At 70.2% G+C, this 11,379-nt stretch carries 10 protein-coding genes; 5 read left to right on the plus strand and 5 right to left on the minus strand.

The window, feature by feature from the left end; genetic code table 11:
• The first annotated feature begins 137 nt into the window (after positions 1-137).
• Entirely contained in the window at positions 138-1,280 is a 1,143-nt protein-coding gene (locus ACZ4S3_RS26615; RefSeq protein WP_467938317.1) for a hypothetical protein, read from the plus strand.
• A 22-nt stretch (positions 1,281-1,302) separates the two neighbouring features.
• Entirely contained in the window at positions 1,303-1,932 is a 630-nt protein-coding gene (locus ACZ4S3_RS26620) for a hypothetical protein (protein ID WP_467938319.1), read from the plus strand.
• A gap of 211 nt (positions 1,933-2,143) precedes the next feature.
• On the opposite strand, the gene ACZ4S3_RS26625 is transcribed toward ACZ4S3_RS26620, so the two are convergent.
• Complete coding sequence (locus tag ACZ4S3_RS26625) at positions 2,144-2,965, minus strand: trans-aconitate 2-methyltransferase (RefSeq protein ID WP_467938321.1); 822 nt, start codon at positions 2,963-2,965, stop codon at positions 2,144-2,146.
• Between the two features lie 165 nt (positions 2,966-3,130).
• On the opposite strand from ACZ4S3_RS26625, the gene ACZ4S3_RS26630 reads away from it, so the two are divergent.
• The 3 genes from ACZ4S3_RS26630 to ACZ4S3_RS26640 all read left to right on the plus strand — a co-directional run bounded on the left by ACZ4S3_RS26630 (position 3,131) and on the right by ACZ4S3_RS26640 (position 6,670).
• Positions 3,131-3,628 carry a MarR family winged helix-turn-helix transcriptional regulator gene (locus tag ACZ4S3_RS26630; RefSeq protein WP_467938323.1) on the plus strand — a complete coding sequence of 166 codons (498 nt, stop codon included), beginning with the start codon at positions 3,131-3,133 and terminating at the stop codon, positions 3,626-3,628.
• A gap of 156 nt (positions 3,629-3,784) precedes the next feature.
• Positions 3,785-4,591, plus strand: a complete 807-nt coding sequence (locus tag ACZ4S3_RS26635; protein ID WP_467938325.1) for an SDR family NAD(P)-dependent oxidoreductase — start codon at positions 3,785-3,787, stop codon at positions 4,589-4,591.
• Positions 4,592-4,642: 51 nt separating this feature from the next.
• Positions 4,643-6,670, plus strand: a complete 2,028-nt coding sequence (locus ACZ4S3_RS26640) for a beta-galactosidase (RefSeq protein WP_467938327.1) — start codon at positions 4,643-4,645, stop codon at positions 6,668-6,670.
• 194 nt (positions 6,671-6,864) lie between these two features.
• On the opposite strand, the gene ACZ4S3_RS26645 is transcribed toward ACZ4S3_RS26640, so the two are convergent.
• The 4 genes from ACZ4S3_RS26645 to galT form a co-directional block, all read right to left on the minus strand.
• On the minus strand, positions 6,865-7,650 hold the full coding sequence (locus ACZ4S3_RS26645) for a response regulator transcription factor (RefSeq protein WP_467938329.1): 786 nt from the start codon (positions 7,648-7,650) through the stop codon (positions 6,865-6,867).
• Between the two features lie 304 nt (positions 7,651-7,954).
• Positions 7,955-9,133 carry a galactokinase gene (gene galK, locus ACZ4S3_RS26650; protein ID WP_467938331.1) on the minus strand — a complete coding sequence of 393 codons (1,179 nt, stop codon included), beginning with the start codon at positions 9,131-9,133 and terminating at the stop codon, positions 7,955-7,957.
• On the minus strand, positions 9,133-10,134 hold the full coding sequence (galE, locus tag ACZ4S3_RS26655; protein WP_467938333.1) for a UDP-glucose 4-epimerase GalE: 1,002 nt from the start codon (positions 10,132-10,134) through the stop codon (positions 9,133-9,135). Before galE ends, galK begins: the two co-directional genes overlap by 1 nt.
• The gene (gene galT / locus ACZ4S3_RS26660; RefSeq protein WP_467938335.1) at positions 10,131-11,180 is read right to left on the minus strand and encodes a galactose-1-phosphate uridylyltransferase; all 1,050 of its coding nucleotides are present in this window, start codon (positions 11,178-11,180) and stop codon (positions 10,131-10,133) included. Before galT ends, galE begins: the two co-directional genes overlap by 4 nt.
• Positions 11,181-11,379: the final 199 nt, after the last annotated feature.

Below are 11,379 nucleotides of genomic sequence, written 5' to 3' on the forward strand. Positions count from 1 at the left end.
CGATAGTGAACGAAGCAACGGAATAACGTTCACGCGGCGATGGAGGATTACTCGACGCGACAGGCGGAGGGATTTACAAATCCGCACGACCGCCTGTCGCGCCATCCGACTTCGTACGCAGCGAAAGGATCGTACACATGTCGAATGACAACGGACACGGCGAATCCGATCTGCCGTCTCTGCAGAAGAAATCCGGGCTGCATATCGGCTGGATCATGCCGCCCTTCATTCACGAACTTCCCGTGGACGCCGAGGATGACGAGGAGGCGGCGACCCGGTTGTACACGCTGGCCACAGAGCTCCTGCCGAACCACCCGCAGGAGTACCAATATCGCTTCGCTCTGGGCCTCTCGGCGCAGCTGGAACCGATGGCGGCAGCCAATGTCACCTATGCCGGCCTCTGCCCGCTCGAGGTGGAAGGGCGGCCAAGCCTGTCGACCATCGTCGTCAGCCAGGTGGAGCACGACGGCGATGACGAGGCCGAGGCACTGCGTAAGACGCACGAGCTTCTCGAACGGAAATATCCGGACGATGACTACCAAACCGTGGAGTTGACGTGCGGCCCCGCCCTCACCCGTGTCGGCACCTCCTCGTTCGTCATCAATGCGAACTGGTCGGCATCGGGTCGCGAGCTGCCGGTGACGCAGACGCAGATGCAGACCTACATACCCCTGCCCGGCACCGGGGAAATGCTGATCTTTGAACTCAGCTCACAGGTGGGTGAGGACTGGGGCCTTCATGCCGAACTCTTCGGAGAAATCCTCAACACCATCGACTGGGGGACGGACCAGGAAATTGCGGATTACCGCTCCATGCACGGCGGTCCCTCGGCCGGCGCTTCGGCTTCTGCCGAGCCGGACGAGTCCGTAAAACAGGGCCTGTACTGGCACTCGAGCAGGCTGCTCGACACCATCGCGCTGCGAGGCCGCATGGGCGGGCAGGAACCCGTCGGCACGACCACCTGCGAGGACTGCTGGACCAAGGGCCTGCGAACCCCGTGTTCGGCCAAGCACCATTGGCATATCGATCTCATACCGGCCGGCGAGCTCCCCGGTGCCCTGTCACGGGTGGCAGCCTCATCCTCCACCAACGGCTGGGAATCGAAGACAACCGACGCCGGTAACACGGTACGCGGGTGGGAAATCAATAGCGCTGGCGAACGGGTGGGGCACTTCTTCACCGTCACCATTGATGCATCCGCAGGTAATATCACGGCCGAGGTGACCTCTCCATGCACCCGTTCCACGTATTCCGCAGCGACCGACTCCGCCTTCGGGTGAGATGAATGGAGAAGCGCCAAGAATGACTCGCCACGATCTCGCAGAACGAGTACGAACGGCACTGCCCGCCGACGAACACCACGCAACAGTGGTCCACGCCGTCCACGTAACCCAGAGCGTCGAAGGTGGTGGCGATGCGCCGAAGTTCGCTCGGCCGGAGGTGCTGGTCGGTCACAGTATGCCGGGTGACGGCTGGGCACGGGCCCTTTCCGTCGTCCCGCTGATCTTCAAGACTGTTTTCAACGCTTTTCCGGTCCCTTCGGAAAGCAACAGCGACCCTGCGCACAGAGTGCGCATGCAGAAGGAGAACGGTCGTTTCTTTGGTACCTGGGAAAGCCTCGCAGGACAGTGGATGGCGGCCTTGCAACCGCGGTGCACCGGCGGCGTCGTCACAGCCCTCGCGCTCACCGGGACCCATGCGCGCTTCGTTTATTGGCAACAGCGCCGCGGCGGCGGGAAGTTGGGCGACGCTTACGAGATGGGGCCGTGTTTCCGCCGCGACAGCATCGCCTGGACACGCCGCAGGCGCAAGGACCTGGAATTCCAGATCGGATTCATCGACGGGTCCTGGGGAACGGTCCTGATCCGTGAGGATGATGCCTTCCTGAAGGCATTCCCACACACACTGACGCATACCGACCCCATTCCGTAACCGACGCCATGTCCAGGTGGAGACAGGTGGAGGTGGGCCGTGCCGGCCTCGAACCAGTGGTCGCCGTGGGGGGGGGCGGGTGACGGGGGTTGGGGGGCCGTCATGCCGAGGGTGTCCGCGTAGTGGGCGCGCAGGGTGTCCTCGGTGCCGGGGGGCGGCGAGCTGGATGTGGTCGAGGCCGGTGATCACGGCGGGGGGACCTCCAGGGGCGTCAGTCCGCCGGCTTGTGGGCGATGGCGAAGATGCGGCGGAAGGGGAAGACGGTGCCGTGGCGGCCGGTGGGATAGGCCGTGCGGAGGAGGTCGCGGAATTCGGCGAGGAAGGCGTCGCGGGCGGCGGGGTCGTCGTCGAGGGCGGTCAGGACGGGGCGCAGGGCGGTGCCCTTGACCCAGTCCAGGACCGGGTCGTCGCCCTGGAGGAGCTGGACGTAGGTGGTTTCCCAGGCGTCCACCGTGCAGCCGAGGTCGGAGAGGATTTCCAGGTATCCGGCCGGTTCGAGGATGTGGATGAAGCGGCGGCCGTGGGTGGTGAGGCGGTTGCGCCATTGAGGGGCGTCGCACAGCTCGCCCAGGAGGGCGTGGCTGGGGGAGGTGAAGTTGCCGGGGACCTGGAAGGCGAGGGTGCCGCCCGGGGTGAGGGCGTCGACCCAGCGAGGGAGGGACTCGGGGTGGTTGGGGACCCATTGAAGGGCGGCGTTGGAGACGATCAGGTCGAACGGCTCGTCAGGGGTCCAGTCGGCGGCGTCGGCGGGGGCGAAGTCGAGGAGGCCGCCGCCGGGGGTCGGGCCCGCGTACGTCTTGGCTTCGCTCAGCATCTCGAGGGAGTTGTCGAAGCCGGTGATGTGGGCGTCGGGCCAGCGGTCGGCGAGCTGGGCGGTGACGTTCCCGGGACCGCATCCGAGGTCGGCGATGCGGGCGGGGCCCGTGTGCCGGGGAAGTTCGGGTATGCGGGTGAGCAGGTCGTGGAACGGGCGGGTGCGGTGCCCGGTGTGGTGCAGATACTGCTGCGGGTCCCAGGTTGGTGCGTCGTGCATGTTCGAAACCCCTTCGCTGGTACAGGGCTGACTCTGAGCTCACGAACGGTTGGTTTTGGCCAACGCTGGTGAATCGAGCTTCCCGCCGACGATGCCCAATAGTCCATCGAAATATATCTCGACGTCAAGAGACTTCATGTCGACAGACCCTTTACACTGATCGTCATGGAGGATGAGGTCGATCGACTGGTCGCAGCATGGCGCCGGGAGCGCCCGGACCTCGACGTGGAACCACTTGAGGTCCTCAGCCGGGTATCCAGGCTGGCCAGACACCTCGACCGGGCCCGCCGGATCGCGTTCTCCGAGGTGGGCCTGGAGCCCTGGGAGTTCGATGTGCTCACCGCGCTGCGCCGCGCCGGGGCGCCGTATCAGCTGTCACCCGGTGCACTGCTGACCCAGACCCTGGTCACTTCCGGCACGATGACCAACCGCATCGACCGGCTCGCCAAGAAGGACCTCGTCGAGCGACTGCCCGACCCCAGCGACCGGCGCGGAGTGCTGGTCAGGCTGACGGCGGAGGGCCGCGACAAGGCCGATCAGTCGCTGGCCGGTCTGCTGGCCCAGGAGCGCGCCATCCTCGCCGAGCTCTCCCGCCAGCAGCGACACGAATTGGCCGGTCTGCTGCGGAAGTTGACCGGCCCTTTCGACAATATTCCGGGCTGACGACGCCCTTCGGGGCGGACGGCGGCGCTGATGGCGGCAGCCGCTCCCGGCCGGCGATCCGCGGCCGGGCGGGGCGTCCTCCCCCCGGGTGAGGGCACGCCCCCACTCGTACGACGTCCCCTTGCCCGCCGCTCCCCCGTCGGCTTGGATCGCGCCATGAGCCAGCAGCGCGCACCGCACCCGGCGAACGGCGGCCACGGTGGCCCGTACGGCAGGCGGTTCTCGGACCGTACGGTTCTGGTGACCGGCGCCGCCGCCGGGATCGGCGCGGCGACCGCCGACCGGCTGGCGGCCGAAGGGGCCGCCGTACTGCTGCTGGACATCGACGACGAGCGCGGCGAGCACACCGCGCGCCGCATCCGGGCGGCCGGCGGCCAGGCCTCCTACGAGCACTGCGATGTGGCGCAGGAGGACGACTGGCAGCGCGCCGTGGAAGCGGCACGCCGCCGGTACGGGCCGGTGGACGGGCTGGTCAGCAACGCTTTCGTGCCGTATGTCGCGGCCGCCGACCGCACCACACTCGCCGACTGGGAGCGCCAGCTGTCCGTCAACCTCACGGGGTCCTTCCTGGGGGTGCGCGCCGCGCTGGACGATCTGCACGGCCGGCACGGCGCGGTGGTGCTGACCTCGTCCGTCCATGCGCTGATGGGGCTGCCGGGGCGCCCCGCGTACGCCGCGTCCAAGGCCGGGCTGACCGGGCTCGGGCGGCAGCTGGCCGTGGAGTACGGGCCCGAGGTGCGGGTCAACAGTGTGCTGCCGGGGCCGGTGCTGACCGCGGCCTGGGACGGCATCAGCGATGCGGAACGGCAGGCCAGCGCCGAGGAGACCGCGGCGCGGCGGCTGGGGCGGCCGGAGGAGGTCGCCGCGGCCATCGCGTTCCTGCTCTCCCCGGAGGCATCCTTCGTCACCGGGGCGAGCCTCGTCGTCGACGGCGGCTGGAGCGTGTACAAGAACTCAAGCTGAACCGGGACAGTCGGGACAGAGAGAACCTGAAATTCGACCCTTGGGGGTCCGATGGGCGGCATCCATTTCGGCGGCGACTACAACCCCGAGCAGTGGCCCGAGGAGGTGTGGGCCGAGGATCTGAAGCTGATGAAGGCGGCCCATGTCACCATGGTCACGGCCGGGATCTTCTCCTGGGCCAAGGTCGAACCCCGGCCCGGGGCATGGGACTTCGGGTGGTTCGACAGGGTGATGGACGGCCTTGCGGGGGCCGGGATCGATGTGTGTCTGGCGACGATGACGGCCTCGCCGCCGCCCTGGCTCTCCCGTGCGCATCCCGAGATCCTGCCCGAGGGCGTGGACGGGCAGCGCCGCTGGCCCGGCGGCCGGCAGCACTACTGCCCCTCCAGCCCCGTCTACCGCGCCCATGCCGTACGCCTCGTCGAGCAGCTCGCCACCCGCTACGCCGGACACCCGGCGCTGGCCATGTGGCATGTGGGCAACGAGTACGGGTGCCATACGCGGCAGTGCTACTGCGAGGTGTCGGCCGGGGACTTCCGCAGGTGGCTGCGGGAGCGGTACGAGAGCATCGAGGCGCTCAACGACGCGTGGTCGACGGCCTTCTGGTCGCAGGCGTACGGGGATTTCGACGAGGTGCTGCCGCCGCGCACGGCGCCCACCTTCCCCAATCCGGCGCAGCAGCTGGACTATCTGCGGTTCGGTGATGCCGCGCTGCGGGGCTGCTATCTCGCCGAGAAGGAGGCGCTGGAGCGCCTTGCGCCCGGTGTGCCCGTCACCACCAACCTGATGCCGCAGCACAAGCCCGTGGACGCCTTCGCCTGGGCGGCGCAGATGGATGTCATGGCGCTGGACATGTACCAGGATCCGTACGCGGCGGACGATCACATCCGGGCCGGCTATGTCTTCGACCTGATGCGTTCCGCCCGGTCCGGGCAGCCCTGGCTGCTGCTGGAGCAGGCGCCCGGCGCGGTCAACTGGCGGCCCCGCAACGGGCCCAAGCCGCCGGGTGCGATGCGGCTGTGGAGCTGGCAGGCCGTCGCCCAGGGCGCGGATGCGGTGCTGTATTTCCAGTGGCGGCAGTCGCTGGGCGGGGCGGAGAAGTTCCACTCGGCGATGCTGCCGCACGGCGGGACCGACACCCGGATCTTCCGTGAAGTGGCAGGGCTGGGGCGTGAGTTGGCGTCGCTGCCGGAGATCGCCGGGACGCGGTCGCGGGCCGAGGTGGCGCTGCTGGCGGACTGGCACAGTTGGTGGGCGCTGGAGGTGGACTCCAAGCCGTCGACCGCGCTGGACCACTCCCGGATCGCGCTGGATCACTACCGGCCCTTCTTCGAGGCGGGCGTCGCGTGCGATGTGGTGCCTCCGCAGCGCGAGCTCGCCGGATACCGGCTGGTCGTCGTACCGAATCTCTACCTGCTGACGGCGCGGGACGCGGAGCGGCTGGCCGCCTATGTGCGGGGCGGGGGGCGGCTGGTGGTGTCGTTCTTCTCGGGGATCGTCGATGAGCACGACCGGGTGCATCCCGGCGGCTATCCGGCGCCGCTGCGGGAGCTGCTGGGGCTGCGGGTGGAGGAGTTCTGGCCGCTGGACGCGGGCCGGCAGGTGGCGGTCGGCGGGGAGTACGCCGGGTCGGCGGATCTGTGGTCGGAGGCCATTGATCTCGAAGGGGCGCAGGCCCTCGCGTACTTCACGGACGGGGAGCTCGCGGGGCGGCCCGCGGTGACCCGGCACGCGTACGGGCGGGGCACGGTCTGGTACGTGGGCACCCGGCTCGAACCGGGCCTGCTGCGGGCCCTGCTGGACGACGTGCGGGAGGAGGCCGGGGCGGCGCCCGTACTGCCGGGGCTGCCGGCCGGTGTCCAGGCCACCGTCCGTGAGGATCCGGAGGGGCGGTACGGGCGGTTCACGTTCCTGCTCAATCACCGGGCCGGGTCCGTCGAGGTCGACCTCCCCGCGCCGATGACGGATGTGCTGGCGGCGGCCGGTACGGCGTCGGGGGCGGCTCCCCCGCCCGCCCGCCGGATCACGCTGCCGGGGCGGGGCGTGGCCGTACTGACCGAGCCGGAACCGGGCGACTAGGGCCTGTCGTCAAACTCCCGTCGTTCGCCCGAAGGGCGGGCCCCGCGGCGTCTGGTGCGTGCGATCGCAAGGCGGAGGGTCGTCCCGATACTGGGCGTACCGGGGCGAGCCCGACAACGCAGCGAGCGTGCGTGCCAGGCGTCGCGGGGCAGGCGGGAGTTTGACGACAGGCCCTAGGGACAGGCCCCAACGGCTTATGGCACCGCCACCGAGGCGGCCGCGGCTCCGGCCGTCGCCGCCTCGACCTCCGCCGGGCCCACCCCGGCCCGGCGGGCCAGCGCCACCGCGGCGAGGGTGGAGTGCACCCCGAGCTTGCCCAGGACGTTCTGCATATGCGTACGGACGGTGTGCGGGGAGAGGAACAGCCGCTCGGCGACCGCCTTGCGGCCCAGGCCCGCGACCATGCAGCGCAGCACCTCGCGCTCGCGCGGCGTCAGCGACTCCACCAGCCGCTCGCTCTCGCTGCGGTGCTTGCGGGCCGCTGTCAGCTCGCGCAGGACGCCGGTCAGCAGAGCGGGCGGCAGATGCGTTTCATCACGCAGTACGCCGCGGATGACGGCGAGCAGCCGGGAGAGCGAGCAGTCCTTGGCGACCCAGCCCGAGGCGCCGGCCTGGAGGGCGGCGGCCGCACGGCGCGGATCGTCGCGCTCGGCGAGGACGACCGTGCGCAGATACGGGTGGCTGGTGCGCAGGCCGGAGACGAGTGCGATACCGGCCGAGGCCGTGGTGCGTGGCGCGCTCTCGCGGGCGGTCGGCTGCGGCGGCACCGCTGCCAGCGGCGCGACGGCGGCCAGCTCGGCGTCGGCGAGCAGCACATCGAAGCGGCGGCCCTCGGCGGCGGCCCGTTCGAGGTTGCGCAGGGCCGCGGGGGCGCTGCCCGCCGCCGCCACGTCCACGTCCTGTTCCGCCGCGAGTGCGGCCGCCAGGGATTCGGCGAAGATGCGGTGGTCGTCTACCACCAGAACCCGGATGCGTTGCACGGAGACCCCCTGTCTCGGTGAACGGACCATAGCGGGCACGACGCCCGGATTGAAGATCGCCTCAGCCGTACGGCCGCCGCCGTGCCGACATGACTACCCCGCCCCGGGCGCCGTACCCGACGGTCTCGCCCCCTGATCAGCACCGGCCCCCACCGGTGCTGATCTCAGAGTACGGACAGGAGGCCGCGAGGGAAGGGCAAATGGCCGAACCGGTCCGCCCGCGGGGTGTTTTTGCGACGGATCGGTGGGTGGTATGCGGCGGTCCGGTGGCCGTTTTGCGATGGCTGCCGGCGGGCCGCGCCCGTTACAGCAGGCGGCGGGCACCCGCGCCGGGCACGGCGGTGAAGACTCGCGGGGGGACGAATCCGGCCGCCGCAAAGGCGTCGGTGACGGCGGCGGTGACCGCCGTGGCGTCCGCCTCCTCGACGAGGACGATGGCCGAGCCGCCGAAGCCGCCGCCGGTCATCCGGGCCCCTACGGCACCCGCCGCGACCGCCGTGCCGACCGCGAGGTCCAGCTCGGCGCAGGAGATCTTGAAGTCGTCGCGGAGCGAGGCGTGTCCGGCGGTCAGCAGCGGGCCGATCGCGCGGGTCTCGCCCGCGCCGAGGCGGGCGACGACCTCTTCGACGCGGTGGTTCTCGGTGACGATGTGGCGTACGAGGTCCCGGACGGCGGGCTCATCGGCGAGCTTGTCCAGTGCCTCGGACAGATGCGCGTACGGCACATCGCGCAGGGCGCGCACGCCGAGCGCCCGCGCGCCACGCTCGCAGTCGGCGCGCCGCTGCGCGTATGCGCCGTCCCCCAGTTCGTGCTTCACGCAGGTATCCACGACGAGGAGCCGCAGCCCCTCCCCCGCCAAATCGAACGGTACGTGCCGCTGGGAGAGGTCGCGGGTGTCCAGGAAGAGGGCGTGGCCGTCGGTGCAGCAGGCGGCGGCCGTCTGGTCCATGATCCCGCAGGGCACGCCGACGAAGGCGTTCTCGGCGCGCTGGGCGAGCTGGGCCAGGCGCTGCGGGGCGAGGCCGAGGCCGTAGAGGTCGTTGAGGGCGAGCGCCGTGACGACCTCCAGGGCGGCGGAGGAGGAGAGCCCGGCGCCGGTGGGCACGGTGCTCTCGTAGTGCAGGTCCGCGCCGCCCACCGGCAGCCCGGCCTCCCGCATCGCCCAGACGATGCCCGCCGGGTACGCGGCCCAGCCTCCATCGGGAGCGGGCCGCAGAGCGTCGATGACCAGCTCGACGATGCCGCCGTCGGCGCCGCCGGAGTGCAGGCGCAGCACGCCGTCCGGGCGGGCCGAGGCGGCGGCGACGGTGGTGTGCGGGAGGGCCAGCGGCATCACGAAGCCGTCGTTGTAATCGGTGTGTTCGCCGATCAGGTTGACCCGGCCGGGGGCGGCCCAGACGCCTGCGGGGGCGGCGCCGTACACGGCGTGAAACGCCTCGGAGACGGCCCCTGCCTCCGTCGTCCCGGCCTCGGTCGCGGTCATCAGGACTCCTTCGTGCTCTCCGGCCGGCCGGCGTCGAGCTGCTGGGTGAACTGCCAGGCGTCGGCGACGATCCCGGCGAGGTCGGCGCGGCTGGGGCGCCAGCCGAGCCGGTCGATGGCGGTGCGGGCGGAGGCCACCAGGACGGCGGGGTCGCCGCCGCGGCGCGGGGCCATGACCTCGGGGATGGGGTGCCCGGTGACCTTGCGGACCGTCTCGATGACCTCGCGGACGGAGAAGCCGTTGCCGTTGCCGAGGTTGCAGATCAGGTGCTCGCCCGCGGTCGCCGCGTCGAGGGCGAGGAGGTGGGCGTCGGCCAGGTCGGCGACGTGGATGTAGTCGCGGACGCAGGTGCCGTCGGGGGTGGGGTAGTCGTCGCCGTAGACGGAGATCGCTTCGCGCTTGCCCTGGGCGACCTGGAGGACGAGCGGGATGAGGTGGGATTCGGGGTCGTGGCGCTCGCCGCAGCTGCCGTAGGCGCCGGCGACATTGAAGTAGCGCAGGGAGACGGCGGCCAGGCCGTGGGCGGTGGCCTCGCCGCTGATCATGTGGTCGACGGCGAGCTTGCTGGCGCCGTAGGGGCTGGTGGGCGCGGTCTCGGCGGACTCGGTGATCGGGGTCGACTTCGGCTCGCCGTAGGTGGCGGCAGTGGAGGAGAAGACGAGCTTGCGGACGCCGGCCTTGCGCATGGCGCCCAGCAGCTCCATGGTGCCGCCGACGTTGTTGTCCCAGTACTTCTCGGGCTTCACGACGGACTCGCCGACCTGCGAGAACGCGGCGAAGTGCAGCACCGCGTCGTACGAGTCGTCCAGCCACTTGGCGGCGTCGCGGATGTCGCCCTCGATGAACTCGGCGCCCGCGGGGACCCCCGCCCGGAAGCCGGTCGAGAGGTTGTCGAGGACGGTCACCGTGTGCCCGGCCTCCAGCAGGTGCTGGGCCACCACGCTTCCGACATATCCGGCTCCACCCGTCACCAGGTACTTGGCAGACTCAGGCTTGCTCATGACTCGCTCGCTACCTCTCGCAGTCGCTCGGCCGCGGCCTCCGGCGGCACATCGTTGATGAACACGTTCATGCCGGATTCGGAACCCGCGAGGAACTTCAGCTTGCCGGAAGTCCGGCGAATGGTGAAAAGCTCGAGGTGAAGCGCGAATTCGGTACGGTCCGCGGCCCGTACCGGCGCCTGGTGCCAGGCGGCGATATACGGCGTCCCGGGCGCGTCCGGCCCGAAGATCCGGTCGAACCGCCGCAAGACTTCCAGATAGATCTGTGGGAACTCTGTGCGGGCCGCCTCGTCGAGAGCGAGCAGGTCGGGAACCCGGCGCCGGGGATAGAGGTGCACTTCGTACGGCCAGTGGGCGGCGTACGGGACGAAGGCCACCCAGTGCTCGCCCTCGAGGACGATACGGCGTCCGTCGGCGAGCTCGTCGGCCACCACGTCGTCGAAGAGGTTGCCTCCGCCGGTGGCCTCGCGGTGGGCGGCGAGCGAGCGCAGCATCCGTTCGGTGCGGGGGGTGGTGAAGGGGTACGCGTAGATCTGGCCGTGCGGGTGGCCGAGGGTGACGCCGATCTCGGCGCCGCGGTTCTCGAAGCAGAACACCTGCTCCACTTCGGGGAGTTGGGACAGCTCGGCGGTGCGGTCGGTCCAGGCTTCGAGGACCAGGGCGGCCTGTTCCTCGGTGAGGTCGGCGAAGGAGGCGTCGTGGTCGGAGGTGAAGCAGACGACCTCGCAGCGGCCGCTGTCGCCCGCGAGGGAGGGGAAGCGGTTCTCGAAGACGGCGACGTCGTAGTCGGCGGCGGGGATCTCGGAGCGCCGGCCGTCGCGGGAGGGGCACAGCGGGCATGCGTCGGCCGGGGGGTGGTAGGTGCGGCCCTGGCGGTGCGAGGCGACGGCGACGCGGTCACCGAGGAGGCGGTCGTGGCGGATCTCGGAGGCGGTGGCCACCGGGTCGAGGGGGCGGCCGTCGGCCTCGTCGCGTACGGCGTCGTCGCGGGAGTCGTAGTAGATCAACTCCCGGCCGTCCGCGAGCCGGGTCGTCGTCTTCTTCACCGGGAGCTCCTCACCACACACCACGCCGACCAAACACAAACAAACATAATGAAGCACAACTAAACAGTGGCGTCAACGCCTGAGCATTATCCGGACATACCGCCCCGCAGGGCTCACGCCGATCACGATCGAACAAATAAAACCAACAAAAGTGTTCAGTTTCTGGCGGCTCGCGCGTAGCTTTCTGTGCGTTCAGATC

It is taken from the genome of Streptomyces sp. NPDC028368, from assembly GCF_055565615.1.

Bases quoted from the DNA above. Each gene is read 5' to 3' on its own strand.
- ACZ4S3_RS26615 (WP_467938317.1), top strand. From the start codon at position 138: ATGTCGAATGACAACGGACACGGCGAATCCGATCTGCCGTCTCTGCAG.
- ACZ4S3_RS26620 (WP_467938319.1), top strand. From the start codon at position 1,303: ATGACTCGCCACGATCTCGCAGAACGAGTACGAACGGCACTGCCCGCC.
- ACZ4S3_RS26625 (WP_467938321.1), bottom strand. From the start codon at position 2,965: ATGCACGACGCACCAACCTGGGACCCGCAGCAGTATCTGCACCACACC.
- ACZ4S3_RS26630 (WP_467938323.1), top strand. From the start codon at position 3,131: ATGGAGGATGAGGTCGATCGACTGGTCGCAGCATGGCGCCGGGAGCGC.
- ACZ4S3_RS26635 (WP_467938325.1), top strand. From the start codon at position 3,785: ATGAGCCAGCAGCGCGCACCGCACCCGGCGAACGGCGGCCACGGTGGC.
- ACZ4S3_RS26640 (WP_467938327.1), top strand. From the start codon at position 4,643: ATGGGCGGCATCCATTTCGGCGGCGACTACAACCCCGAGCAGTGGCCC.
- galK (WP_467938331.1), bottom strand. From the start codon at position 9,133: ATGACCGCGACCGAGGCCGGGACGACGGAGGCAGGGGCCGTCTCCGAG.
- galE (WP_467938333.1), bottom strand. From the start codon at position 10,134: ATGAGCAAGCCTGAGTCTGCCAAGTACCTGGTGACGGGTGGAGCCGGA.